The sequence below is a fragment of the Micromonospora sp. CPCC 206061 genome (assembly GCF_036906915.1).
Lineage (GTDB): Bacteria > Actinomycetota > Actinomycetes > Mycobacteriales > Micromonosporaceae > Phytohabitans.
Window position 1 is genome coordinate 1 of record NZ_JBAKHX010000033.1, and the last position, 26,253, is coordinate 26,253.

Here is a 26,253-nt window from a genome sequence, read left to right on the forward strand (position 1 = left end):
CGGTCCGCCCGCCAACCAACGCCGGCGGACCGGCACACATATCAGCAAACCCTGGACGGCAGCGCGCGGACAGGAGCGGCCGATCTAGTCAGCCAACAGCAGTCGCAGCCGGCCCAGGACCAGCCGGCCTACCAGGATCCGCTCGCTCTCGTTCGTCTGGAACGGCGGCACAAGCTCGAGCATCAACATCTTGGCGGTCCTGTCGTGGACCTTCGGCCGCGCTGTCGGTTGCGGAATCGCCAGCACTTCCACCGGGGAGGGCTCAACCTCGTCACCGAACGACTAGCCCGTCTCGTGCGGCGACGGCGGAGTGGGCGGTGGACGGCATCACACGTGCATGGCTGCGCAGCCAGCAAGTAAATCTAGTTGGTATAACGCCTCCAGACTGGGAGAGAAGAAATGCCTATGGGCTCAAAAGTGAGGAAGGCTAGATTGGCTTTCCTGGCCGTTGCGTTGGCGTTTGCCGGATCTGTATCCGGCGTGACGAATCCGGCATCGGCCGACGTTGTGGCCCAGCTGAACGCTTCTCAGCTTGTTGCTGCCATGGGGGCGGGCTGGAATTTGGGAAACTCGCTGGAGGCCAACGCCAACGGAATTCCCAGTGAGACGGCATGGAACAACCCGACCGTAACGCAAGCTCTGATCGACAGAGTGCAGGCGGCGGGCTTCAAGACCATCCGCATCCCGGTCGCCTATCTGGGACATATAGGATCCGGCCCGAATTACACGGTTAATTCTTCCTGGCTGAACAGAATCCAAGAAGTCGTCAACTATGCCTACAATCGGGGCATGTATGTGCTCATCAACATGCATGGAGATGGCTACAAAGGCATCTCCGGTTCCTGGCTGATCTGCGATTCATCCTCTCAGGCAACAATCAGGGACAAGTATCAGAAGGTCTGGCAACAGGTAGCGACGAGGTTCCAAAGTTATAATGAGCGCCTGATCTTCGAATCCATGAACGAAAACTTCGACGGGCAATTCGGAAGTCCGACCCAACCGTGCTACTCGAACATCAACGCCTACAACCAGATCTTCGTGGACACCGTAAGAAGGGCTGGCGGAAACAACAGTTCGAGGTGGCTGCTTGTCCCCGGTTGGAACACGAACATCGACTACACTGCGGGCAACTACGGCTTCGTGCTCCCAACAGATCAATATCGGTCTCCTTCCATTCCCGGTAATGAACAACGGATCATGATTTCTGTTCACTATTACGACCCGTGGGACTTCGCGGGAACGGAGGACGGCACTATCACACAATGGGGGCCGGCCGCGACCAATCCGTCAAAGACGTCGACCTGGGGACAGGAGGACTTTCTGGACGCACAGTTCAAGAAAATGTACGACACCTTCGTCGTACGAGGATACCCAGTATTCGTCGGTGAATACGGTGCAGTCGACAAGACATCGTTTGACTCATCGAACAACAGGTATCGTGCGGACTTCGCGCGGACCGTGGTTGCCACTGCTAAGAAATACGGAGCAGCCACCGCTTACTGGGACAACGGCTTCAACGGGCAGTACGGGTTAGGGATCTTCAACCGAAGCTCTGCCACGGTAACCCAACAGGGCATCATTGATGCCATCATGGGCGCCAGCCCGCCGCCCACCTCGCCGCCGCCGAATAGCCCGCCGCCGGGCACCGCCGGCTGTACTGCGACGATCTCCGACAATGCCTGGACCGGAGGCTTCGTCGCCACCGTCAAGGTGACCGCCGGCGCCGCGGCACTGAACAGTTGGTCGGTGTCCGTCACTCTGCCGGCCGGCACCGCGGTCTCCAGCTCCTGGAACTCGCAGGCCGCCGGCACCAGCGGCACGGTCCGCTTCGCCAACGCCTCCTACAACGGCAGGATCCCTGCCGGAGGCAGCACCGAGTTCGGCTTCCAGGGCACCGGCACGCCGCCAACCGGCGCGCCGACCTGCACCGCAAGCTGACACTCGCCGTACCCCCAGAACGGGGAGGCGACCGGGTCACCGGTCGCCTCCCCGTTCGGCGCTTCGGCGGCCCCGGCGAAATGTCGGCACGCGCGCTCCGACGTGATCAATCTCGATGTTCCATGCCGTCGTTGCTTGAGGGGCGTCACGGGCCCCAGAACGGTCCGGACAGCCCCACGTCGCGTGGGTTACTGCTTCGCCGCGGTCGGCTCGCGTCGCTGGTAGCCGCGTGCAGGGACGAGCAGCCGCGGCGGCCCTCGCCTGTGCCCAAGCCGTCACCAGACCCCGCCGAGCCTGCCATGCTCGGCGGGGGTCCGCAGAATGCGCGCTCGCCGGACCCGTCGGTGATCATGGATGGGTTGTGGCGGTGCGGCGGTAGCGGCCGGGCGCGATGCGGTGTTCTCGCGAGAAGGCTCGGGAGAACGCGAATTCGGAGGTGTATCCGACGGCTTGGGCGATGTTGCCGACCGGTTGGTCGGTGTCGCGGAGCATGCGGGCGGCTAGGTCGATCCGGATCCGGGACAGGTAGGCCAACGGGGTGAGGCCAACCACCGTCTTGAACTGGCGGGCGAACGCGGGGCGGGACATGGCGACGGTGCGGGCCAGGCTCTCGACTGTCCAGTCGCGGTGTGGCTCTTCGTGCATCAGCGACAGGGTGGTTCCGATGCGCGGATCGCGTAGGGCGGTCAGCCAGGACGGGCCGGTCTCGGTGGCGGCGTCGGCCCGGTCGATCCAGGCGCGGACCGCCAGGACGAACAGCACCTCGGTCAGGCGGGTGGCCACGGCCCGCGATCCGGGTAGTCCGCCCGCTGTCTCGGAGGCGAGGATTCGGATGATGCCCTGCAACTGCGGATCGGCGCTCATGCCGGGAACGTGGACGACCTCAGGCAGCGCCGACAGGACCGGATGTCCGGTGGTGTTGCCCGCGTAATTGAACTTGCCGCACACCACCCGCACGACAGGGCCGTCACCGCCGAGGTCGACCACACCGGCGCGGCCCGGCGGGTGGGCGGCCTCCAGTTCCGCGTAAGGGACGGCGTCTTGCCGGGGCGCTCCGGTGAGCTGGTGTGGTGTGCCGCGCGGCAGCAGTACGACATCCCCGGACACCAGTTGCATCGGTGGCGTGTCGGCGGTCCGTAGCCAGCAAGCGCCTTCGGCGATGAGGTGGAAGCCCGCCGTGTCGAGCTGGTCCACCGCGCAGCCCCAGCCGGAGCCGGAGGAGCGCAGCTGTGCGAGCAGTACGCCCTTGAAGCCGGTGGCGGCCAGTACGTCGGCGAGCACGTCCATGTCGCCCAGCCTAGCTGCCGACTCACTCACAGGATCAGGGGGTGAGAGTCTGGGGCAAAATTTTGAGCTTTTCTGGCATGGGTGCTCTCTGTATCCGTGCCTACGGTTGGTGGCAACGAAGGCCCCGGCATGGCACGGCGGCCGCCGGCCACCCGAGGACGGAAGTCATGAAGCTAGGCATCGCCATGTTTCCCGCGGACTTCGCCATCCGCCCTGACGACTTGGCGCGTGCGGTGGAGGAGCGCGGTTTCGAGTCGCTGTTTCTTCCCGAGCACACCCACCTGCCCGCCACCGCACGCACCCTGGCGGAGGTGGGGGAGTTGCCCGCGCACTTCTCCCACACCCATGACCTGTTCGTCGCGCTTACGTATGCGGCGGCCGCAACCCGGGATCTGCTGGTGGGCACCGGTATCTGCCTGGTGCCGCAGCGGGATCCGATCGTCACCGCGAAGGCGGTGGCAAGCCTGGACGCCCTTTCGGGCGGACGGGTGCTGTTCGGGGTGGGCGCCGGATGGATCAGTGAGGAGATCGCCCATCACGGCATCGACCCCGCGCGCCGTTGGAGCGTCATGGCCGAGCGTGTGAAGGCCATGCGGCAGATCTGGCAGGAAGAGGTCGCCGAGTTTCACGGAGCTCACGTGCGTTTCGGACCGCTGTGGTCCTGGCCTAAGCCGCAGCGGCCGTCGGGCCCGCCGGTTCTGGTGGGCGGTTCCGGCCCCCGCGTGGCGGATCGGGTGCTCGACTTCGGCGACGAATGGATGCCGCACGCCGGTATGCCCGTGGCCGAGCTGGCCGAGCGCATGGCCAAGCTGCGTGCGGCGGGACATGAGGCCGGACGCTCTGACGAGGTGCCGGTGACCGTCTTCGGCGCCGAATCCGAGGCCGCGCAGCACCGCCCGGTTCACACCGATCTCCCTCGTTCGCGGCGCCGAACAAGCCGTAGCCGGCGTTGTTGACGATCACGTCAACCCTGCCTGATGCCACCGCAAGCATCCACAACCAGTTTTCACGGAGCATTGGAGAAGATCGTCATGCGCAGCACCACTCTTCTGTCCAAGAAGGCCATGGCCGCCCTGCTGGCCGCGGCCACCGTCGGAGGCGTGAGCGGATTCGCGCCCGCCGCCACCGCGTCCGCGCCGGCATACGGCCTGACCACCGCCGGCGGCGGGCACACGAGTCCCTTCACACAGGAGCGCAACAAGGCTGTCGCCGTCCACGTGCTCAGGCAACTGTTCGAGGAGGGCAACCTCGCGGTCGCTGACCGCTACATCCGCAGTGACTACATCCAGCACAACCCGGCAGCTCCCGACGGCCGGGAGGCGATCAAGAACTTCATTCGCGTCTGGACCGCGATGTACCCGGACCACCGGTACAACGTCAAGCGGGTCCTCGCCCAGGGCGACCTGGTCCTGGTGCACTCCAACCCGGTTTACGAGCCCGGCACACGCGGCGTGGCGGTGGTCGACATCTTCCGCTTCGACAAGCGCGGCATGCTCGCCGAGCACTGGGACACGGTCCAGGACGTGCCGGCGACCACGGTCAGCGGCAACGACATGTTCTCCACGGTCAGCCACCCCAGGACGAACCAGCCCGGCCCTCGCTGGAAGGCGGCCGCCAGCCAGTGGGTGGCGGTCGCCTACTTCGACACGCTCCTGATCGACAAGAACCCCGACGCGGTCGGCTTCCTGGCTCCGGAGTACCACCAGCACAACCCCAACATCCCCAGCGGCTCGGCCGGCCTGCGCGAGCAGTTCACCGCGTTCTTCCAGCAGTTCCCGCAGCTGATCGTGGAGCGCAAGCGCGTCGTCGCCGAAGGCGACATCGTCGCGATCCACGCCCATTACCGGCTCAACCCCGACGACCGCGGCCAGTCCGTTGTGGACATCTTCCGCGTCCGCGACGGGAAGGTCGTCGAGCACTGGGACGTGGTACAGGACGTGCCGGCGACCTCCGCCAACGACAACACCATGTTCTGATCCGTACCAAATCCTCTGGAGGCGAAGATGAGTATCGCTGTCTCGGAATTGCAGGCGCCAGCGAGACGTCGGCGGCTGATCCGGCCGCCGTGGCTGGCGTCGTGACCCTGGACACGCCATCGGTGGCGGCGCCGCGGGGGCCGATCGTGGTGGGCGGCGCGGATGCCCCGGTCCGCGACCGCCGCGACATTCACGATCATCGGCAGAACGGCTCGCGTCCCATGGCCGACTCGATCCCGCCGAGGACGTGGCGCAGGAAGTACTCGTCGCCGGTCGTCGGTGTATCGGTCCACGCCTCGACGGCGTGTCCGAGCGTGGTGACCCAGGAGCGACCGCCGTCGTAGTACTGGCACCACGAGACGGGGTGGTTGCGGCCGTGGCCGGGATGGCCGCTGCCGCCGGTCGGCCCGTCGGGCAGTGTGGCCTCGTCGACGCTGGCGAGAATCCGGACCCGGCTGGGGAAGGGCACGAGGTTGTACCACTCGTCCGTGAACTCCCAGCGGGCCGGCAGCCCGGCGGTCGAGGCGTCGCGGCGGCTCATCGTCACGACGGTGCCGGACTGGTTGCGCCCATGGTCGTAGTAGTTGGCGCCGCCGAGCAGACCCTCGTACCACTCCCAGTTGTACTCGGTGCCAAAAGCGTTGTGGATGCCGACGAAGCCGCCGCCGCCGCGGATGTACTGGCGCAGGGCGGTCTGAGCGGGGTCGTCGAGGGTGTCGCGGGTGGTGCTCATGAAGATGACCGCGTTGTAGCGGAACAGCCGCGACGGTGACGAGAGCTGGGTGACGTCCTCGGTCCAGTCGACGGCGAAGTTGTTCTCCGCGCCGAGCTTGACCAGTGCGTTCTGCGCGGCGTGGGCGGGTGTGAGTGGCGGGTTTAGCCCGGGTGGGAGGGCCGGACCGAGGTGGGCGTGGCGCGGACCGGCGGTGCGGCTGTAGACCAGCACGCGGTATCCATCGGTGGCCGGGTCGAAGTTGCCCCAGTCGTGGTAGCACTCGGGATCGGTACCTCGGCAGACGCCGTAGTCCGGGTTTCCGAGGTTCTGTGCCCCGCTTTGCTTCGGATCGTGTGCCGGCTTCTCGGCCGCGCTCGGGATGGACGTGGTCAGAAGCATGACCGTCGCCGCCATCGCGGCGCCGAACCCGGTGCTGAGGATCGTGTCACGTCTCAACGGCATGTGCGCTCCTTGCTCGAGGTGCGGCGTGGTTCAGGCGTCTTTCAGGTAGGTCGGTGTGATGGACGGTGGGATCGGGCCTTTGTTGCGACGGCCTTGGCCGGTCTCCTCCCAGGCGTGGGCGAGGATGCCGACGCTGCGGCTCAGGACGAACAGGCCGCGGGCGAGCGGCGGGGCGAATCCGAGCTCGCCGTAGATCACGGCGGTACAACCGTCCACATTGATCGGTATGGGACGGGCCCGTCCGGTCGCGAGGAGCTGTTCGACAGCCGTTGCGGCGCGCAGGTAGGTACCCGCAACGGTGCCATCCGCGACCGCCTCTTCGACGCGGTGCAACAGCGGGACGCGTCGCGGGTCGACGGTGTGGAACCGGTGCCCGTACCCCGGCAGGTACCGCGAACGTGCCCGCCATTCGGCGACGACCGACGACGCGGCGCGGTCGATCGCTTCGCCGGCCTCGGCGCGGGCGGTGACCTCGGCGAGCATCCGCATGCACTGCTCGCCGGCGCCGCCGTGTACGTCGCCCAGCGTGTTCACGGCGCTGGCGATGGCGTTGTTCAAACCGATGCCGCAGGTTGCCGCGATGCGGGCGACCGCGATCGACGGCGCGTGCGGACCATGGTCCACAGAGGACACCAGAGCCGCCTCCAGGAGCCGCTCCTGGGCAGGGGTGGGCGGTTGCCCGCGCAGCAGCAACCAGATCACCCCGACGAAGCTCATGCTTCCGATGAGTTCCTGTACTGGTCGGCCGCGTAGCTCTATCAGGTTGGGTTCGACGCGCGAGACGGCTGTGGACCACCAGTCGGCCACGTCCTGGACCGTCGGCGTGCGTTCGTCGGTCATGGCGTGGTCACCTGCTCCGTCGTGGCTGCCAGATCCACGTCGGCCATCTGGAACTCGGCGTTGTGTTCACCCAGCAGGGGTGGCGGGGAGCTTGGCCGCAGCGGGGCCTGGTTGAGATGTACGCCGTTGCCGCTGACCCGCAATGTGCGATCGGGGTTGCCAGGAAACGGAAGGTCGGTGAAGTAGCCGCGAACTCGCAGCTGTTCCAGCTCGACAGCCTGTGCAACGGTGAGGATGCGGGCCGCCGGAACGCCCGCCGTGGACAGTAGTTGCTCCCATTCCAGCGCTGGGCGTCGTCGCAACGCCCCGTTGATCTCGTGGTTGAGTGCGGTCCGGTTAGCCTTGCGCGCCTCGCGGTCGGAGAAGCGGTCGTCGGTGACCAGGTCGCGCCGGTCGATGAGATGGCACAGGGTCTCGAACTGTTCCTGCCGGTTCGCGGCGATGTTGAGAGGCCCGTCGGCCGCCTCGAAGGTGCCGGAAGGCGCGGCGGTGGCGTTCTGGTCGCCCATCGGCTCCGGCCGCACGTCGCTGATGAGGTAGTTCGAGGCCGCCCAGCCCATGGCCGACAGGGAAGCCTCCAGCATCGACACGTCGAGGAAGACGCCCTTGCCGGTGTGTGCCCGGCCGGCCAGGGCGGCGCAGATCGACATCGCGGCGGCCAGGCCGCCCACCGAGTCGCAGACCGGGAAGCCGACCCGCAGCGGGGCGGTCTCGGGGGTTCCGGTGATGCTCATCATGCCCGAGAGTCCCTGGATGACCTGGTCGTACGCCGGGGCCTGGCTCATCGGCCCGGCCTGGCCGAAACCGGAGATCGCGCAGTAGATCAGCCGCGGGTTGATGCGGTGCAGCGCCTCCCAGCCGTAGCCCATGCGCTCCATGACACCCGCGCGGAAGTTCTCCAGTAGAACGTCCGCGCCGGCCAGCAGCCTCTCGAAGGTGGCCCGGTCGTGTGGGTCCTTGAGGTCGAGCTCGACCGATTTCTTCCCGGCATTCTGGGCGAGGAAGGACGCGCCGATGGCGGCCTTGTTGAGCGCCGGTTCAGGGCCGAGCCGGCGGGCGAGATCGCCGTGACCGGGTTTCTCGATTTTGACGACCTCGGCGCCGAGGAGCATCAGCTGGTAGCTGCAGTACGGGCCCGCCAGGACGTTGGTCAGGTCGAGGACCCGTACGCCGTGCAACGGTCGGTCTTCCATGCGTTGCCCCTCGGTCGTTGGTTTGGAACCAGCTATTGCCAGGGCGGCCTCGCCGCCCGTACGTTACACCTAGTCCGCACAACGGTCCAGATGGGCCGCTTAGTGGTTCAGACGTAGGGAGCGGCGATGCTCGACCACCTCATCCGGACCGCGCCACCGCCCGAGGTCGTCGAGGTCGGCTGCCTTGTGGCCGGCGACTGGGTGAGCGACGGGACGCGGCTCGACCGCGTCGGTCCCTGGGTCCGCCGGGTCGTCAGCACCGCACGGCAGGCCGGCGAGGCCGACGTACGGGCGGCCTTGACGTACGCACGAAGGGGGGCCAAGGCAGTCGCCCGGATGTCCCCGGCGGCACGCGCCGAGGTGTTGGAGCGGGCCGCCGCCACCGCCATCGAACGGCGGCAGGCGCTGGCCCGCCTGTTGGCGCTGGAGCTCGGCAAGCCGCTCAAGGACGGCTTGGGTGAGATCGACCGGGTGGCCGACACGTTCGCGGTCTGCGCGGCCGAGGCCCGCCGGATCGGTGGCGAGGTGCTTCCGGTCGCCGGCTGGGCCCGGGGTGTCGGGACCACCGCGTTCACGCACCGTGCACCGGTGGGGGTGGCGCTGGCGATCACGCCGTTCAACGCACCGGCCAACCTGCTCGCGCACAAGCTGGCGGCCGCGTTCGCGGCCGGCAACACGACGATCGTCAAGCCGCCACCGCAAGCCCCGGCCGCCTCGACCGCGGTCGTGGCGCTGCTGCTGGAAGCGGGCATGCCGCCGGAGGCGGTCCAGGTGCTGCACGGCGACGGCCGCGTCGGCGCGGCACTGTGCGCCGCGCCGGAGGTCGGCGTCATCAGCTTTACCGGCAGCGTGGCCACCGGGGCGGCGGTGGCCCGCGCCGCCGGCGCCAAACGCCTCGTCTTGGAACTGGGCGGCAACGCCGCCACCATCGTGTGCGACGACGCGGATGTCGGTCTGGCGGCGCGGATCTGTGCCGCCACCGGATACAGCAACTCGGGCCAGAGCTGCATATCCGTGCAGCGGGTCTACGTCCACCGCAGCCGCCACGAGGAGTTTCTGGACAGCTTTACCCGGCAGGTGGAGAAGCTGACGGTCGGCGACCCGCTCGATCCCGCCACCGACATCGGTTCGATGGTCGACGAGGACGCGGCCGAACGCGTTGTCGCGTGGGTCGGTGAGGCGGCCGCCGCTGGCGCGACGGTCACGACCGGCGGTCGCCGCGACGGCGCCACCGTGATCCCCACGGTCGTGGTGTCACCACCCGAAGACGCCCGGCTGCTGCGCGACGAGGTGTTCGGCGCGGCCGTGAGCGTGCTGCCCTTCGACGACTTCGACGGCGTGGTGGCCACCTGCAACGACAGCCGCTACGGCTTGCAGGCGGGCCTGTTCACCAACGATGTCCGCCGGATCGTCACCGCCTGGCGCGAGCTGGAGGTCGGCGGCCTGGTGGTCAACGGTTCGTCGAACTTCCGGCTCGACCACGTGCCATTCGGCGGCGTCAAGGATTCGGGATTCGGCCGTGAGTCGCCCCGCTGGATGATCGAGGACTACACGGTTGTCAAGACGCTCATGCTGCGCGGCATGTCTCTGTTCGGCGATCAGGAAGGCACGTCATGAGCCTCGACGAGCTGGTGGACACCAGCAGCCACAGCGACACGGTCACCGCGGCGGAGGCCATGGTGGCCCAGCTCGAGTCGTACGGCGTCGAGCACGTCTTCGGCACCTGCGGGCACACCAACATCGCCCTGCTGGACGCGATGGGGCGCAGCAGCATCCGGTTCGTCATCGCCCGGCACGAGCAGGCGGCCGCGCACGCCGCCGATGGCTACGCCCGCGCCACCGGTAAGCCGGGCGTCGTACTGCTGCATGTCGGTCCCGGGATGACCAACGCCGTCACCGGTGTCATGACCGCCGCACTCGACTCGGTGCCCCTGGTGGCGATCACCGGCGACATCCCGTCGTACTACCGGGGGCGGCATCCGCACCAGGAGGTGAACCTGCACGCCGACGGTGACCAGGCCGCCATCTACCGGCCGTTCGTGAAGCGGGCCTGGCAGGTGCACCGGGTCGGCGACCTGGCCCGGTTCACGGAGCGGGCGTTCTGGACCGCGACCTCCGGGCGTCCCGGCGCGGTGCTGTTGAGCGTGCCGATGGACCACTTCTCGCGGCCGGTGCCGCGGGACACCGGGGCCAGCTTCCCGCTCGCGACCCCGGAGCGGCCCGCCCTGCCCGCCGACGTCGCCGGACGCATCGCCGACCTGCTCGTGGCCGCGGAGCGGCCGCTGGTCTACCTGGGCGGCGGCCTGCGCCGCGGGCCGGGCCTTCCCGCGCTGCGTTCGCTGGTCGAGCACCTGGACATCCCGGTCGCACATTCGCTGATGGCCAAGGGCACGCTGCCGGACAGCCATCCGTTGCTGCTGGGCATGCCGGGTTTCTGGGGCCTGGAGTTGACCAACCGATACACCCGCGAGGCGGACGTCGTGCTGGCGCTGGCTACCCGCTTCGCGGAGACCGACGCCAGCTCCTGGGACCGCCGGTACACGTGGCAGTTCCCACCCGGGCGGCTCATCCAGATCGACATCGACCCGGCCGAGATCGGCCGCAACTTCCCGGTCACCATCGGCGCCGTCGCCGACGTGGCCGACGCGGTGCGGGCGATCGACGCGGCCGTCCGCGAACGGCAGTCCGCACCCAGCCGACGGCCGGGTTTGCGGGAAACCATCACCGCCACCCGACGGACCCTCTTCACCGAGAGCCGGGAACGCGGTACCAGCGCGCGGTTTCCGCTGCGGCCTGAACGGATTCTCGCCGACCTGCGGGCCATCCTGCCGCCGGACGCGATCCTCGTCACCGACGTGGGGTGGAACAAGAACGGCGTGGCCCAGTGCTACGAACTTCCCGAGCAGGGCCGCTTCATCACCCCGGGGGGCGCCTCGACGATGGGCTTCGGCCCGGCCGCGGCGGTCGGCGTCCAGATCGCCCAGCCCGACCGCACCGTGGTCGCCCTGATCGGCGACGGCGGGATGGGTGCGCAGCTACCGGCGGTGCCGATGGCCGTCGAGCAGGGCGCGCCGGTGATCTTCGTCGTGATGAACAACCGGTCCCACGGCACCATCTCCGACTTGCAGGCGGCGAACTTCGGCCGCAGTTACGGCTGCGACTTCCTCGGGCCGGACGGTGCGCCGTACAGCCCGGACTTCGCCGCCTTCGGCCGAGCCTGCGGCGCCGACGGCTACGCAGTGGACAGCGCCGACGCGCTCGGCGAGGCGCTGCGGGCCGCGATCGCGGCCCGCCGGCCGGCGGTACTGGACGTACCCATGGTCAACGAACCCGTACCGACACCCGGTCACTGGAACATCAAGGACATCTACCAGGGCTTTTTCGACTGAGCGCCGCCTGATCCGACCAACCAAGCCACGGCCGTGACGGCACCGGACCGTCCCGGGCCGCCCCCACGCGCCCCGGACCGGTAGCCGCGGCCAGGAAGAGGTGACCCAATGGCACACATCGACCGAAGAAACGTCCTCAAAGGCGCCGCGGCGGCGGCCGTCGCCGCAGCAGCAGGCCCCGCGATCGCCGGGGCACCCGCCGCCGCGGGCGGGCGCGCGCCCGGCGCCGCCGACCTGCTCCGTTTCGACACCCCGGGTGACAAGGACTTCCCCAAGGTCGGTGGCAACCTGGGCAACCAGAACTACACCTCGCTGCGGCGGATCAATCCCGGCAACGTGCGCCGGCTGCGCGGGGCGTGGGTCAACCGCATCGAGGGCGGGATCACCGTAGGCAACAACGAGAGCACGGCGGTCGCGGTCGACGGGACGATCTACATCGAGTCCGCGCCCGGCAACGTCGTCGCCGTCGACGGCGTCACCGGCCAGACGAAATGGCGTTACGAGCAGACGCGCGGCACGCTGGTCCGCCGCGGCGTGGCGGTCGGTGACGGCAAGGTGTTCACCAAGTCGAACGAGAACTATGTCATCGCACTGGACCAGGCAACCGGCCAGGTCGTGTGGGAGCGGCAGGTCAACGGCTTCGGCAACATCGAGAAGGTCGCGGTCGTGTACTGCGACGGCATGCTGTTCTGCGGTACCAACGACGGTCCGCGCGGTGCTGCGGTGGCGCTCGACGCGCGCAACGGCGACCTGCTGTGGCACTTCTGGGGCACGCCGGGGCCGGGGGAGTTCGGCAACGACACCTGGGAGGGCGACTCTTTCCTGGAGGGGGGCGCCACGCCGTGGATCCACCCGGCCGTCGACCCTGAGCTGGGGCTGACGTACTGGACGTTCGGCAACGCCCGCGGCAACAACTCCTCGCAGGACGGCTCGGCGCGCGGCGGGCAGAACCTGTTCGCGAATTCGCTGGTGGCGCTGGACATGCGCACCGGCGAGTATCGCTGGCACTTCCAGTCGGTGCACCACGACATCTGGGACATGGACAACGTGATGGCGCCGGTGCTCGCCGACGTCAAGATCCGGGGCCGGCGGCGCAAGGTGGTCGTCTACGGCAGCAAGTCCGGCATGTTCTTCATCCTCGACCGGGTCGACGGCACGGCGCCGCTGGGCATTGTCGAGCGGCCGGTGCCGCAGGAACCGCGCCAGAAGACGTGGCCGACCCAGCCGTTCCCGGTGCAGGGCGGCTGGACCGAGCAGCGCGTCGTGGACCAGCCGCTGGGCACCGCCATACCGGGCGACCCCAACCGGGCCGTGCCGAACTATGTACAAGGCGCCCTGTACGACCCGCACTGGGACGTGCCGGTCCTGTCCATCCCCGGCCACGGCGGCGGCGCGGACTGGTCGCACCTGTCCTTCAGCCACCGCACTGGCCTGGTCTACACCGGCTTCGGGTACGTCGCCGCCGCCCATTCGCTCACCGAGAGCAGCAACGGCCTGCGGCCGCCGGGGGAGTACCAGACCGGCGGCATCGTGGCCGTGGACGTGAGTACCAACCACGTGAAATGGAAGCGACGGATGCCCTACTCGCTGGCACACGGCAACGGCATCCTCACCACCGACAGCGACCTGCTGTTCATCGGTCAGCCGGACGGCAACCTGATCGCCATGGACGCCCGCACCAGTCGCGAGCTGTGGCGCTTCCAGACCGGCGCGGCGATCAGCTCCAGCCCGATCATGTACCGGGCCGGCGGCAAGGAATACCTCGCCGTGTACGCCGGTGGGACCAACATCCCGTATGGGAACTCCGCACCCCGCGGCGACTTCCTCTGGGCCTTCGAGATCGACGGACCCGTCGGACCGGCGCCGACCCCGCCGCCTCCGGTGATCCGCCGGCCGGTCTCCGGCGGCCCGGTCGAAGGCGCCGCGGTGGCCAACAGCGTCGTCATCGGCCGCACTTACAACGTCGCCACCGGGCAGATCGGGACGACCGAGTCATTCGCCGTCGCCGGTATGGCCCCCACCCACCTGCGCGTCCCCGTCGGCACCACCGTCACGTTCACCAACCATCCCGGCAACGCCGGCGAGCGCGGCGTGACCCAGTTCTTCGAGGGCCTGTTCGACGTCCGCCTCGAACCCGGCGCGTCCTTCCAGTACACCTTCGACCGCACCGGCGAGTACTTCTTCAACGACCCGGCCAGCCCTCGATCGACCGGCAAGATCGAGGTCTACTAGTGGCACGCCGCCTGTTCATCCTCAACGGTCCCAACCTCGACATGCTCGGGCGCCGCGAGCCGCGGGTATACGGGACCGTCACACTGGCCGAGATCGAGAAACGGTGCCGGACGCTGGCCGCCGAGCTCGACTTCGACCTGTTCTTTGGACAGTCCAATGCCGAGGGACAGCTGATCGACTGGCTGCACCGGGCCTACGACGAGGCGGCGTCGGTCATCGTCAACCCTGCCGGGCTGTCCGCCCGGTCGGTCGCCTTGCACGACGCGCTCCGGATGATCGAGCAACCGGTCATCGAGGTGCACCTCACGAACGTCTTCAGCCGGGAGGCGACCTACCACGAGGGGCTGCTCACCGCCCGCGCGGCCGGCGGATTCCTGGCCGGGTTCGGCGCGGACGTGTACGAGCTGGCCATGCGCGGGCTTCAGGCCATGGCCCCGGGGTGAACCGAGTTGCGCGTCGGGATCATCGGTTGCGGAAAGATCGCGCGGAGCCACGTGACCGCCCTGCGCGGCATCGCGGGCGTCCACGTGGTCGCGGTCGTCGACGTCGACATCGGACGCGCGCGTGCGTTCGCCGCGACCCACGGCATCCCGCACGCCTACCAGGACGCGGACCAGATGCTCGCCACGGGCTTGGACGCTGTCACAGTCTGCACGCCGCACGCCGCTCACGAGGCCGGCGTGCTCGCGGCGGCCCGGCACCGCACGCACGTCCTATGCGAGAAGCCCATCGCTCTCACCGTCGTCCAGGCCCACCGTATGGTCACCGCCGCCGCGTCCGCCGGTGTCCGGTTCGGTGTGCTGTTCCAACGCCGCTTCTGGCCGGCAGCGGCACAGATCCGCCGAGCGATCGACGACCGCCGGCTGGGCACACCGATCTGCGGCGGCGTAGTGGCGCGGCTCAACCGCGACGCCGGCTACTACGCCGAGCCGTGGCGCGGCCGCCTGGCCACGGAGGGCGGCGGCGTCCTCATGACGCAAGCCATCCATCACATCGACCTCCTCCAATGGTTCATGGGTCCGGCCCGGCGGGTGACCGGGCGCTGCGCCACGCTCGTGCACCGCGACCTCATCGAGGTCGAGGACACCGCGGCGGCGGTGGTCGAGTTCGCCTCCGGTGCGCTGGCCACCATCCAGGCCGGCACCACGTTCCAACCCGGGCTGGGCGCGCAGGTCTGGGTAAGTGACGCACGGGGTCGCACCGCCAGCGTGATGGAGTTTCCCGAAGGCGTCGGCTTCACCGACATCTCGACTGTTCCCGGTGAGGAGGTATCGCAGACCGGCCGCGTGCGTGCGGGCGCGCCCGACCTGCCGCTGGCGGAGATACACGACCATCTCGCGCCCTACCATGCCCGGCAGATCGAGGACTTCCTCGACGCCATCGCCCACGACCGCGAGCCGGCGGTGACCGGCGTCGACGCCGTCCGTTCTCTTCAGATCATCGAGGCGATCTACGCGTCGTCACGGTCTGGCGTACCCGTGAACCTCACTCAGGCGTAGCCCTCGCCGGCGGCGAGGTACCGCACGACCATGTCACCGCACATGGTCCGGTAGTGAGCACGGCGCGACGGGTCGAGCAGATCGCGCCCGAAGATGGCGCCGAACGTGTGCCGGTTCGCGACGTGGAACACGCAGAACGCGCTGATCATCATGTGTACGTCGACCGCGTCGACGTCCGCGCGGAAGATGCCCTCCGACCGTCCACGGCGCAGGATGCCGTCGAGCATCGAAATCACCGGCCCGCTGAGGTCCACGAGCTTCACCAGTTCTTTGACGTGCTCCGCGTTATGGATGTTTTCGATGCTGACGAGCCGGATGAACTCCGGATGGGCGCCGTGGTGGTCGAACGTCACTTCCGCGACCCTTCGCAACGCCGTGACCGGATCGAGGTTGTCCACGCTGACCTCGCGCTCGACCGCCCGGATCCGGGCGTAGGCCCGCTCAAGCACGGCGATGTAGAGCTGTTTCTTGCCACCGAAGTGGTAGTAGATCATCCGCTTGGTCGTGCGGGTCACGGCGGCGATCTCGTCCACCCGCGAGCCGTGGTAGCCATGCGCGGCGAACTGCGACGTGGCGACGTCGAGGATCTCCTCACGCGTCCGCGCGCTGTCCCGCACGCGTCCATCAGCGGCCGTCACCCGCGTTCCTGCCATCACGTCCTCCGATGTCCGGCCGGTGCGCCGTGAACGAGCTTGCCACGGTCCTTGACTTTCAAGCCACCGAGTGGCTAACTAACGTACCAGTTCGTATAACAACCCGCCGGCGGTGGTGTCCCGGCGGGCAGGATCAGCGACAGGCACCCACCGCGGCCGCCTCGACGGCCGCGGGCTCACCGGTCCCCACGGCCGGAGGTGACAGGACTTGTGTTTTCCAAAGCGGGCGGCGCGTTAGCCGGCGGCGTCGAACGGGTGGGTGAATCCGCGCTCGGACATCCGGCGGGCCATCTGCATGAGGTCGGCGGCGAACTCGGCGACCCGGGTCTCGGTGAAACGGACCGTCGGGCCGCTGAGGCCCAGTGCCGCGATGACCCGCCCGGACCCGCCGATGATAGGGGCGGCCACGGCGGACAGGCCCTCCTCGCGCTCGCCGTGGCTCTCCGCGTATCCCTTGGCCGCGGCTTCGTCGATCCACTCGCGCAGCCGTTTGGCATGCTTGGGCCCGTAGGGCGAGCTCCGCGCGATCCGGTCCAGCAGGGCGGGGCTGGCATCGCGCAGGAGGATCTTCGACGAGGCGCCCGCCCACATGGGCAGCTCGTCGCCGACGTGGACGACGTGCCGCAAGGGCTGTGGGCCCTCCTGCTGAGCGATGCACACCCGGTACATGTCGCGCACGACATAGACGTTGACGGTTTCGCGCTGGCGCGTGGCGAGTTCGCGCATGCTGCGCTGGGTGTCGGGCGGCAGCTCCCACGAGCGCTGGACCAGGTGCGCCCACCGCCAGAGCCCGGGACCTGCCATGTATCCATTGGGGGTGGCCCAGAGCAGGCCACTTTGCTCCAATGTCGACAGCATCCGGAGCACGGTCGTCTTGGCCAGCCCGGTCGCGTCCACGATTTCCCGCACCGAGATGGTCGGTCGATCCTCGGTGAGCAGGCCGAGGATGTCCAGCGCGCGTTGCACACTCCGCACCCCCTGCGTGTCCGCGGGCTCTGCGGCCGGGGCCTGCGCTGCCGGAACACCTCGCCTGATAGGCGCCTCCACGCTCTCCCACTCTCCTCGCGAACCGGTGGATGGTGTCGAGCGAACCATCGAACCACGCGTCACCGCGATTCTCCTACCCGGCCGCTCCTTTCACGCATCCGTAACGGTCCGGACTCGAGGTATTGCCAGCAGCGGCAGGCGCCCCTAATTTAGCAGTAGGTCCGCGTGATGGACTAAGAGGTCCGGCTGTCGGTCTCTCCTCGGATGGTTCCGTGCGAGTCGTCGTCCTTGAAAGCGACCGGATGGTTATCGGCCTCCGCACGCTGTTGGGCATGCCGGACCAGCCGGCCGACCGGAGTGGAGAGCGAGGCACGACCGTGACGACATCAGGCACGAATGATCCGGCGCCGGTTGAGACCGCTGGCCAGGGCGGTGCGCGGCGCGAGCCAGGAATCCTGCGGGCCTGGGCCTCGGTCGAACTGGCGATCGCCTGTGCCGCGGTCGTGGTCATCTTCGTCAGCGTGCTCTGGCAGGTGGTCAGCAGGTATGTGCCGGCACTCAACTGGCCCGGCGTGGGGGAGTTGGCCAACTACTCCCTGATCGCGCTGACGTTCATCATGGTCGGCTACCTCATCGGCAACAACGGCCACATCTCCATCCAGATCATCGACTACCTCGTCAAAGGCCGGGCCATGGTGGTCGTCAAAGCCGTGTCGGCGGCGTGCACGGCGGTGATCTGCGCGGTGCTGGTGTGGGAGGCGTACGAGCTGATCGTGATGTATCACAGCCGGCGGACCGCCGCCCTGGGGATACCCATCTGGATCATGTACGGATTTCCGCTGGTCGGGTTCGTGTCCGGCGCCGTACGGGCGGTGGTGCGTATCTTCCTGGCCAACCAGCGGGAGGGCGTCTTCAACGCGGCGGAGGCCCGATGATCCTCGAGCTCTGGATGGTCGGTCTCGTCATCGCCTTCCTGCTGCTGATCCGGGTGCCGGTCGGTCTCGCGTTCATCGGCCCGAGCATGTGGTACGCGCTGGCCGACGGAAACTCCAGCGGGTTCGCGCTGAAGACCACCTTCGACGGTCTCAACAGCTTTCCGTTGCTGGCGGTCCCGCTGTTCATCCTCGTCGGTGTCCTGGCCAATCGGCTCGGAATCGCGGATCGGCTCTACGACTTCTGCCTGGCGGCACTGGGCAGAGTGCGGGGCAATCTGGCGTATGTCAACGTCGGTTCCGCGGTCGGTTTCTCGTGGATGAGCGGGTCCGCCCTAGCCGACGTGGCAGGGCTCGGCAAGATGCAGATACCGCAGATGGTGCGGGCCGGCTATCCGTACGGGTTCGCCTCCGGCCTGACGGCGTCGTCGTCGCTCATCAGCCCGGTGATGCCACCGAGCATTCCCGCCGTCATCTACGCCGCCACCGCGACGGTCTCGACCGGCGCCCTGTTCGCCGCGTCGGTCGTCCCGGCGTTGCTCATGGCGGTGGGCCTGTGCGTCTACATCTTCCTCTGGACGGCACGCCGACCTCAGTACGTCTCGGTGCCGTTCGATCGTCAACGGTTCGCGAAGGCGGCGATGCGGGCGACCGGCCCGGGCCTGACGCCGGTGATCCTGCTCGGCGGCATCCTCTCCGGCTACTTCACGCCGACCGAGGCCGCGTCGGTAGCCGTGCTCTACATGCTCGTGCTCGGCGTCATCTACCGCAGCCTGAGGCCACGCCTGCTGCTGCAGGCGTTGCGCGAGACCGCCACCATCACCGGGGGCATCGCGCTCATCCTCGGTGCCGCCGCGCTGCTGGGTCTGATCCTGACCCGCGCCCACGTGTCACGGGACGTCGCCGAGTTCCTCACCGCGATATCGGACAGTCCCTGGGTCTTCATCATCCTGGTCAACATCGTCCTGCTCATCCTCGGCGCGCTGGTCGACGCCACCGCCGTCATCCTCGTCACCGTGCCGGTGCTGCTGCCGATAGCCGTCGATCTCGGAATCGACCCGGTCTACTTCGGCGTGGTGATGATCATCAATCTGATGATCGGCCTGCTGACCCCGCCGGTAGGAAGCGTGCTCTACATCACGAGCTCGGTCACCGGCAGGCCGGTCGACGTGGTGTTCCGGGGGGTCGCGCCCTTCCTGATCCCATTGGTCGGCGTGCTCGTGCTGATCTCCGCCTTCCCGGCGGTCTCCCTGTGGCTTCCCGGCGTGCTCGGATTCTGACCCTTCCCGACTCCCCACTCCAACTCCATCCGCGGCTTGACGCAACACACCCCATCCCTGACCTGAGAGGGAGCCCCATGTATCCAAAACCGATCAGCCGGCTTCGGCTCGTTGCCGCGCTCGCCCTCACCATGCCGCTGGTTCTCGCCACCGGCTGCTCCACGGAGAACAACGCACCCGCCGCCGAAGGCGAGAACCCCCGTCTCACACTGAAGATCGGCAGTTCCCAGCCCGAGACGCAGCCCAACTTCTACTGTGGAATGAAGCTGCTCAAGGAGCGGGTCGAAGGGCAGAACCTCAACCTCACCCTCGACCTGTTCCCGAACAGCCAGCTCGGTCCCGACGCCGAACGGTTCGCGAGCGTGCAGGCCGGCGACATCGACATCGACCTGCAAGGCGGGTCGGCGATGTCCACCGCCTTCCCGAAGATCGGCGTGCTCGATGCGGCCTACGTGTTCAACGACGTCGACCACTTCTTCAAGTGGGTCGACCAGAACGGACAGGACTTCTTCAAGGAATTCAACGCCGCCACCGACACGACCATTGTGGATGCGTGGTACTTCGGGATGCGAACCTTCACCGCGACCAAGCCGATCCGCAAGCCAGAGGATCTCGCCGGGCTGAAGATCCGTTTCCCGAACACGCCGCAGTTCCTGGCCAACGCCAAGGCCCTCGGCGCTAACGCGGTCGCGATCGCCGTCGAGGAGCTTTACCTGGCGCTGCAGCAGGGCGTGGCGCAAGGGCAGGAGAACCCGGTCGTGGCGACCCACGCGCAGAAGTTCGACGAGATCCTCAAGGTGGCCAGCCTGACCAACCACCAGGTCGGCACCCACTACGTCGTCATGTCGGACAAGACGCTGGACAAGATGAGCCAGGCTCAGAAGGACGCACTGTTCAAGGCGGTTCGCGACATCCGCGCCGAGAACCGCAAGTGTGTCGACGACGAGACCGAGAAGGTGCTCGAAGGGTGGCGTGGCGACCCGAGCCGGACCGTGGTGGATATCGACCAGGTCGATCGACAGGCGTTCATCAGCAAGGCTGAAGCGTACTTCAACACCTACTTCAAGGGTGCGGATCTGGAGCTGTACAAGAATGTCCGCGCGTCCGCGTGATCAACTACGCCGTGTCCAACGTGGAGGGCCGGATGCCCGGCCCTCCACGTTTCTTCCCAACGGGCCCGACCGGGAGGTGTCCATGGTCCTGATCGGACTGATCGGCGAGGGCATCCAACGATCACACGCGCCCCTGCTGCACCAGGCGGAGGCCGATCGCCAGGGAATCCGGCTCCACTACACGACCATCGACTCGGCCGAACGCGGCCTGGCGGCCGGTGACATTCCAGACCTGCTGCGCTGGGCCCGCACGCTCGGATACCGGGGGCTGAACGTCACGCACCCGTTCAAGCAGGAGGTCGTGCGGTACCTCGACGAACTGTCGGATGTCGCCCAGGTGCTCGGTGCGGTCAACACCATCGTTTTCGACGGCGACATCAGCCGCGGCTACAACACCGACGCACCCGGATTCGCCCGCAGCTTCGCCCGGGACTTCTCCGACGCCCCGCGGGACCGCGTCGTGCAGCTCGGCGCCGGCGGGGCCGGCTGCGCGGTCGCGCACGCGCTGCTGACACTCGGCGTCGGCACCATCACCCTGGTGGACCTCGACATCGCCAAGTCGACATGGCTGGCCGAGGCCCTCACGGTCACGTTCGGCGAGGGGCGTGTCACAGCGGCGCTAACGGGCGAGCTGACCGCCGCGCTCGCGGAGGCCGACGGCGTCGTCAACACCACACCGGTCGGGATGGCACACCATCCCGGATCACCTGTTCCAGAGGCAGACCTCCGCAAGGATCTGTGGGTCGCCGACATCGTCTACCGGCCGTTCGACACCGCCCTGCTCCGCGCCGCCCGCGCCGTCGGCGCGCCGACACTGCACGGCGGCGGGATGAACGCCTACCAGGCCGCCGTCGCGTTCGAACTGTTCACCGGGCGGGCTGCGGACGCCGAGGCCATGCGCGCCCACTCAGCCGAGCTGCTGAGCTCAGGACGCTGATCCGGCCGATTCCGGTACCCGGTCGAGGTGTTCTCGCGCGGCTACGATCGCCATGCGAGCGTGTTCCTTCCCGCCTACCTGCGCCACCGACGTCGCCTTCGGGATCTCCAAGGCGTAGGGCAGTCCGGGCGGCAACGCCGCCAGGATACCGCGTACGTCGATGCCCCCTTCGCCGGGAAAGAGGCGCTCGAACCGTGCGGTGTGGATGAGCCCTTCGTTCGTGGTGGGAACCCCGGGTGGCGCGTCGCAGACGTGCACGAAATGGAACCACTCGGCCGGCAGCTGGCGAAGGTCCGCGACGCTCGAGCCGGAGCGGGCGAAGTGCAGCAGATCCACGAGGAGCCCGGCGTTGGGCTGGTCGGCGCCGCGCAGGACGCGTATCGCCTCGCGGAGGTCCGGTGTCTCCGTCCATGATGGAAACTCCAGGTCGATCGTGAGGCCGAGCGGTCGCGCCATCTCACACAGCCGCGCGAACCGGTCGACCTTGCGCACCCGGTCGGGATCGGGGAGCTGTGTGATGACGTGCCGTGCGCCGAGCTCCGCGCCCGCCTCCAGGAAGCGCAGGAAGTCCTTCGGGTCCTCGTCCGGGCTGATCCGGGCCAACTCGATGTCGAGGACCTCGACGCCGGTCGCCGCGAGACGGACCTTTGTGGTGCGCATTAGGGCCGGGTCGGTGGCCAGGGGGTAGTGCGGCTCCTGGGGCGTCACCCGGGTCAGTCGCAGCCCGACGTACCGGTAGCCGGCGTCCGCCGCGGCGTCGACCAGCTCCGGCGGGGACAGGCTCAGCGCCGTCAAGTGGGCCAGCGAATACTCGTGCCGCTCGTCCCGACGCGACACGGGCGTGTCCCGCAGCGTGAACAACCGGCGCTCCCGATGAGCCGCCATCCGGACCGGGGCGCTCGGCTCGCCGTAGCCGGTGTACCCGTCGACGCGTTGCACCACAGCGAAGAAGACGCGTGAGCCGAGCATCTCGGTGTAGAAGTGCAGGTACGCGCCATGCTCATCACGGTCGTAGAGGATCGAGTACGCACGCAGCGCCCCCAGCAGGTCCGGTGGCAGATCCAAGCGGGCGTCGAGATCGGCGTAGTAGTTGTCCGCGATCTTCAGAATCGGCGCGCCGAGGGCGCGCATGGCCTTCGCGCTGGCGATCGCGTCATCGGTGCGAAACGCGACATGCTGTGGGTTCGGAATGGCCGGCGCCCAGTCGCCACGGCGCAGCGGCGCCGTGTGGAGGGCGATCCTGACCCGCCCGGCTGGATCCGTGGCGGCCCGGCTGCGCATCAGGCCGAAGGGTGCGGCGATCTCGGTGGTATGGCCCGCGCGCAGGCCGAGCACGGCGTGGTAGAACAGCGTGGTCTCGTCGAAGTCGTCGACGGCGTCGGTCAGCGAAACGTGGTCAGTGTCGGTTATGCCGCCCGTGACGGACGCCGGCGCCTCGGTCGGGACGAAGTCCTGCAGCCAGCTGTCGCCGTTCGCGCCGGTGTGGACCAGGAAGACCGCCGTCCCGTCCGGGGCCGCGACCGACGTGAGCTCCGCCTCCTCCGGCTCGCGCAGGCGGGGCAGCACCGGGGCGAGCAACCGCTCCGCCCGCCGCGTCGACCCGACCGGATCCTCGCTCTCCACCGCCAGCGCGCAGATGGAAGTCGTACCCGGGACGACCGTCCGCTGCGGCGCGAAGTTCAACAGAATGCGGGCCCTGCCCTGCTCCCAGAGCTGCACCGGCTTGGAACGGTGCTGCCCGGTGTGGGCGAACCCGAGCCCGGTCAGGGCGCGTGCCGTGACCGGGCCGGAGACGGCGTCGACGGCAAGCTCGGTGAACACATGCCCGGCGAGCGAAGGCGCTGCCGGCAAACCACCCAGCCGAAGCCGCTCCCGGACCGCCGGCGCGGCGGAGGCACCGGCCGCCTCCTGCAAAGCGAGCAGCGAGCGCATGCCGTCGATCGCCGCGTACCGGGGATCTGCCTGCCGGTAGACGTCGTTGAACACCTCCAGCGACAGCGGACCGTCGTAGCCGGTGGAAAGCACGTGGCCGAGGAAGGTGGTGAGGTCGAACGAGCCGAGCCCTGGAAACAAGCGGTGGTGCCGGCTCCACTCCACCACGTCCATGCTCAGGCGCGGTGCGTCCGCCAACTGCACATGGAACACCTTCGCCCCGGGCACGACCCGGATGCCGGCCGCATCGTCGCCGCGCGAGAGCACGTGGAAGCTGTCCAGGCACAGGCCCAGCGCCGGGTGGCCGGCGCGCCGGACGATGCGCCACGCGTGTGCGTAGGTCTTGACGAAACGGCCCCAAGCGAGAGCTTCGTAAGCGATCCGCAGGCCGCGCTCCTCGGCCCGGCTGGCCAACGCGTGCAGCTGCTCGGCGGCGAGGTCGTCGTCGTCCACGGCGTCCGCCGATACCGATGAACAGACCAGCAGGGTGCCGGCGCCCAGCTCCTCGAGTACGTCGAACGTGCGCTCCGCCCGCCGCAGATTCGCGGCAAAAACGTCGGGAGGGACCGCCTCGAAGTCACGGAACGGCTGGTACAGGTCGATCGACAGCCCACGCCGGGCACACTCCTGGCGCACCCGGCGCGGCGACCACGACGACCCGATGAGGTCGCTGTCGAACAGTTCGATGCTCTGGAAGCGCGCCGCCGCGGCGGCCGAGAGCTTGTCTTCGAGAGTTCCCGAGAGACACACGGTCGCGATGGCCAGGCGATAATTCGCGGCGGCCCGGTTCGCCAGGCTGGTCGACATCGGCACCTCCGGCGGATATGAACGTACTAGATAGTTACTTATACGCCTAGCGTGCCGGACGTGGAAAGGCTTCCTGGTGCCGCCGTACGCCTTGCCGCCAGGGGTCAGAGCCGCTTGCTGTCCCGGGGACGGCGAAAGCCCGACTCGCTGAAGTAGCGGGTCACGTTTCCGTGGCGATCGACCACCCGGCGGTAGTGCTTGAGGAAGTCCCACATCAGAGGCGACTCCTCGGGCATGGTGTTGTGCGAGCGGTAGACGTTCTTGGTCAGCTTCAGTACCGGGATCGCGGTGTCGCGGTCGCGCCATGTCCAGGTCTGGAACCGGTCGTGCCATCCGCTTCGTTCGCCGTCGAGGCTGTCCACGTCGGACAGTTCCAGGCCGTTGGCGCCCAGGTGGTAGCGCGCCCACGCGTCGAGGCTGTTTTGCGTGTCGTCCCATAGCCCGCCGGCGAGGAACCCGAGGTCGCCGTACCCGTAGATCTGGTAATTGGGGATCATCTGGCCGCTGGCCGGGTACTGCACGCCGTCCATGCTGACGGCTCCGGCAGCGTTCGGGGCGGCGGTGAACGACGTGGACGCGACCGCGGCGAAGTACTCCGGGAATGCGATCGCGAAGTTCTGGGTTACCTGGCTCCCCGCGGACTGCCCGGTCGAGTAAAACCGTGTCGGGTCGACGGGGTACTCGCGGACCATGACGTCCCGCAGCTGCCGGAAGAAGGCGATGGAGTCGCGGTGGCTGACGGAGACGGACGTGTTGCTGTACTGCTCGCAGATGACGACGAGAACGCACCCCTCGCGTTCGGCGACCTTCCACCATTGCGCGGCATCGAAGAACACCTTGTCGGTTTGGCTGTTGCCGGGCCACACGAACACGACCGGCGCCTTGTCCCGCCACAAGCGGCGGGCAGACCGCGGTACGTGGACCAGGTACTCCCGGACAAACCCTTCTACTGTCATCGTCCGCACCCGCACACCGAGCTTGGCGTAGTCGGCGCGTTCGAAGAGCTGGTTGCCATAGGCGAAGAAGTTCTCGTACCGGGTGTAGCCCGTCAGGAAGTCCACGATCTGGCTCGTGCTCAGCCCGTTCCGGCTGCTGATCGGTCGCTTCTGGACCGCGACCTGGGCGATCGGCCCGGCGTACGACGTCATCCACCGGCCGGACCGGCGTCGCTGCCGGAAGACCGTACCCAGTGTCCGGTCGGAGGAGCCGACGTCCACGGTGTCGTTGGCGCGCTTCCAGTAGGACAGGCTTGCGCTGACCGAACGCGGCTCGGGGTGGACGAACCAGGTCGGCAGCACGGTCTCGTCATACCTGATGAGGTCGAAACCCTCCGGGAACAAGACGTCGGTGTAGGTGCCCTCGGTGTCGCCGTCGAACTTGCGCGCCGCGTACGAGTTCAGGTACTCAGCGCTCAGGCCGGGAGAGTCGACGTACACCTGGCTGATGACCCGCAGCGGATGCGCGACCGCCCACGCCTCCAACGCCGGGGCACCAGCACCGTAGCCGACGAGGTAGTGCAGCCCAAAGATCGAGAAGTATCGGTTGCTCTGGTAGAAAGCCATCGCCGCCTCGACGTAGGCCGCCTCGGCCTGGTGATCACCCCAGCCGGCCTCCCCAGGCTCCAGGATGAACAACCCTTCCTCCCGCCGGTCCCCGATGTCGACCCACGACGACCTTTGGAGGAACTCAGCCGTGTCCACCCCATCGGGAACCGCGACAACCGTGTAATAGGAACGGATGGGCGTCTCCGGCGAGATGTAGACCTTCGCGGTGCGGGTCTGGCCGCCGACGTCGAACGACTTCGTCCAGTACCCGCTCATCTCCCTCGGCAGCTTGTTGGCGCGCGTGTAGTCGTAGGCGGGGAACGGGCGCCCGTCCAGCGGCCGCGCCTCGCCGAGCCCGCCCGCTTCGCGACCTGACGTGTGAGCCGCGGCCGGCGGCACCGTGAGTGTCTCCGTCACCAACGTCGCCGTCACGGCGAGCGCGGCCGTTCCCTGAATCAGTTGGCGTCGATCGATCGTGCCCATAGAGGGAGGCCCTTCCGTGGTGCGTCAAAGTTGTCGCGCGACGGCCCCGCGCGTC

Annotated in this window: 20 protein-coding genes; 12 read left to right on the forward strand and 8 right to left on the reverse strand. The window is 68.2% G+C overall.

From position 1 onward, the window contains the following. Window positions 1-405 precede the first annotated feature (405 nt). The gene (locus tag V6V89_RS21815) at window positions 406-1,938 is read left to right on the forward strand and encodes a cellulase family glycosylhydrolase (protein WP_334621059.1); all 1,533 of its coding nucleotides are present in this window, start codon (window positions 406-408) and stop codon (window positions 1,936-1,938) included. A 348-nt stretch (window positions 1,939-2,286) separates the two neighbouring features. Here V6V89_RS21815 and V6V89_RS21820 read toward each other — a convergent pair whose 3' ends face one another. After that, on the reverse strand, window positions 2,287-3,225 hold the full coding sequence (locus V6V89_RS21820; protein WP_334621061.1) for an AraC family transcriptional regulator: 939 nt from the start codon (window positions 3,223-3,225) through the stop codon (window positions 2,287-2,289). A 167-nt stretch (window positions 3,226-3,392) separates the two neighbouring features. On the opposite strand from V6V89_RS21820, the gene V6V89_RS21825 reads away from it, so the two are divergent. Both V6V89_RS21825 and V6V89_RS21830 read left to right on the forward strand, forming a co-directional pair. After that, window positions 3,393-4,181, forward strand: a complete 789-nt coding sequence (locus V6V89_RS21825) for an LLM class F420-dependent oxidoreductase (protein ID WP_334621062.1) — start codon at window positions 3,393-3,395, stop codon at window positions 4,179-4,181. A 75-nt stretch (window positions 4,182-4,256) separates the two neighbouring features. Further along, window positions 4,257-5,201 (forward strand): nuclear transport factor 2 family protein, encoded by a 945-nt coding sequence (locus V6V89_RS21830; RefSeq protein ID WP_334621064.1) that lies wholly within the window; start codon window positions 4,257-4,259, stop codon window positions 5,199-5,201. A gap of 196 nt (window positions 5,202-5,397) precedes the next feature. Here the strand turns inward: V6V89_RS21830 and V6V89_RS21835 are convergent, their stop codons facing one another. Genes V6V89_RS21835 through V6V89_RS21845 form a run of 3 tightly spaced genes read right to left on the reverse strand, consistent with a single transcriptional unit; the run spans window position 5,398 to window position 8,411 of the window. Beyond that, complete coding sequence (locus V6V89_RS21835) at window positions 5,398-6,378, reverse strand: ThuA domain-containing protein (protein WP_334621067.1); 981 nt, start codon at window positions 6,376-6,378, stop codon at window positions 5,398-5,400. Window positions 6,379-6,408: 30 nt separating this feature from the next. Then, a complete protein-coding gene (locus V6V89_RS21840) occupies window positions 6,409-7,218 on the reverse strand; it encodes a citryl-CoA lyase (protein ID WP_334621068.1) in 810 nt (269 codons plus the stop codon). Beyond that, window positions 7,215-8,411: a CaiB/BaiF CoA transferase family protein gene (locus tag V6V89_RS21845; protein ID WP_334621069.1), complete on the reverse strand. Its 1,197-nt coding sequence runs from the start codon at window positions 8,409-8,411 to the stop codon at window positions 7,215-7,217. Before V6V89_RS21845 ends, V6V89_RS21840 begins: the two co-directional genes overlap by 4 nt. A gap of 126 nt (window positions 8,412-8,537) precedes the next feature. On the opposite strand from V6V89_RS21845, the gene V6V89_RS21850 reads away from it, so the two are divergent. The 5 genes from V6V89_RS21850 to V6V89_RS21870 all read left to right on the forward strand — a co-directional run bounded on the left by V6V89_RS21850 (window position 8,538) and on the right by V6V89_RS21870 (window position 15,531). After that, the gene (locus V6V89_RS21850) at window positions 8,538-10,028 is read left to right on the forward strand and encodes an aldehyde dehydrogenase family protein (RefSeq protein WP_334621071.1); all 1,491 of its coding nucleotides are present in this window, start codon (window positions 8,538-8,540) and stop codon (window positions 10,026-10,028) included. Next, window positions 10,025-11,800, forward strand: a complete 1,776-nt coding sequence (locus tag V6V89_RS21855) for a thiamine pyrophosphate-binding protein (protein ID WP_334621073.1) — start codon at window positions 10,025-10,027, stop codon at window positions 11,798-11,800. Before V6V89_RS21850 ends, V6V89_RS21855 begins: the two co-directional genes overlap by 4 nt. 108 nt (window positions 11,801-11,908) lie before the next feature. After that, the gene (locus tag V6V89_RS21860) at window positions 11,909-14,032 is read left to right on the forward strand and encodes an outer membrane protein assembly factor BamB family protein (protein WP_334621074.1); all 2,124 of its coding nucleotides are present in this window, start codon (window positions 11,909-11,911) and stop codon (window positions 14,030-14,032) included. Then, on the forward strand, window positions 14,032-14,475 hold the full coding sequence (locus V6V89_RS21865) for a type II 3-dehydroquinate dehydratase (RefSeq protein WP_334621075.1): 444 nt from the start codon (window positions 14,032-14,034) through the stop codon (window positions 14,473-14,475). The genes V6V89_RS21860 and V6V89_RS21865 overlap by 1 nt, the downstream gene beginning before the upstream one ends. A 6-nt stretch (window positions 14,476-14,481) precedes the next feature. Then, window positions 14,482-15,531 carry a Gfo/Idh/MocA family protein gene (locus tag V6V89_RS21870; protein ID WP_334621076.1) on the forward strand — a complete coding sequence of 350 codons (1,050 nt, stop codon included), beginning with the start codon at window positions 14,482-14,484 and terminating at the stop codon, window positions 15,529-15,531. On the opposite strand, the gene V6V89_RS21875 is transcribed toward V6V89_RS21870, so the two are convergent. Next, window positions 15,522-16,184, reverse strand: coding sequence for a TetR family transcriptional regulator (locus V6V89_RS21875; RefSeq protein WP_334621077.1), 663 nt, complete (start codon window positions 16,182-16,184; stop codon window positions 15,522-15,524). The genes V6V89_RS21870 and V6V89_RS21875 overlap by 10 nt on opposite strands. A 234-nt stretch (window positions 16,185-16,418) precedes the next feature. Next, window positions 16,419-17,150 (reverse strand): IclR family transcriptional regulator, encoded by a 732-nt coding sequence (locus V6V89_RS21880; protein WP_334621078.1) that lies wholly within the window; start codon window positions 17,148-17,150, stop codon window positions 16,419-16,421. 353 nt (window positions 17,151-17,503) lie between these two features. Here V6V89_RS21880 and V6V89_RS21885 point away from each other — a divergent pair, with 353 nt between their 5' ends. The 4 genes from V6V89_RS21885 (at window position 17,504) to V6V89_RS21900 (ending at window position 21,432) form a co-directional block, all read left to right on the forward strand. Next, window positions 17,504-18,106: a TRAP transporter small permease gene (locus V6V89_RS21885; protein ID WP_334621079.1), complete on the forward strand. Its 603-nt coding sequence runs from the start codon at window positions 17,504-17,506 to the stop codon at window positions 18,104-18,106. Continuing rightward, window positions 18,103-19,383, forward strand: coding sequence for a TRAP transporter large permease (locus V6V89_RS21890; RefSeq protein ID WP_334621080.1), 1,281 nt, complete (start codon window positions 18,103-18,105; stop codon window positions 19,381-19,383). The genes V6V89_RS21885 and V6V89_RS21890 overlap by 4 nt, the downstream gene beginning before the upstream one ends. A 77-nt stretch (window positions 19,384-19,460) precedes the next feature. After that, window positions 19,461-20,495 carry a TRAP transporter substrate-binding protein DctP gene (dctP, locus tag V6V89_RS21895; RefSeq protein ID WP_334621081.1) on the forward strand — a complete coding sequence of 345 codons (1,035 nt, stop codon included), beginning with the start codon at window positions 19,461-19,463 and terminating at the stop codon, window positions 20,493-20,495. An 82-nt stretch (window positions 20,496-20,577) separates the two neighbouring features. Continuing rightward, window positions 20,578-21,432: a shikimate dehydrogenase gene (locus tag V6V89_RS21900; RefSeq protein WP_334621082.1), complete on the forward strand. Its 855-nt coding sequence runs from the start codon at window positions 20,578-20,580 to the stop codon at window positions 21,430-21,432. On the opposite strand, the gene V6V89_RS21905 is transcribed toward V6V89_RS21900, so the two are convergent. Together V6V89_RS21905 and V6V89_RS21910 are read right to left on the reverse strand one after the other, a co-directional pair. Then, a complete protein-coding gene (locus V6V89_RS21905; RefSeq protein ID WP_334621083.1) occupies window positions 21,421-24,171 on the reverse strand; it encodes a TIM barrel protein in 2,751 nt (916 codons plus the stop codon). The two genes, V6V89_RS21900 and V6V89_RS21905, sit on opposite strands and share 12 nt — an antisense overlap. Before the next feature lie 104 nt (window positions 24,172-24,275). Continuing rightward, the gene (locus tag V6V89_RS21910; protein WP_334621084.1) at window positions 24,276-26,132 is read right to left on the reverse strand and encodes a hypothetical protein; all 1,857 of its coding nucleotides are present in this window, start codon (window positions 26,130-26,132) and stop codon (window positions 24,276-24,278) included. Between the last annotated feature and the right edge of the window lie 121 nt (window positions 26,133-26,253).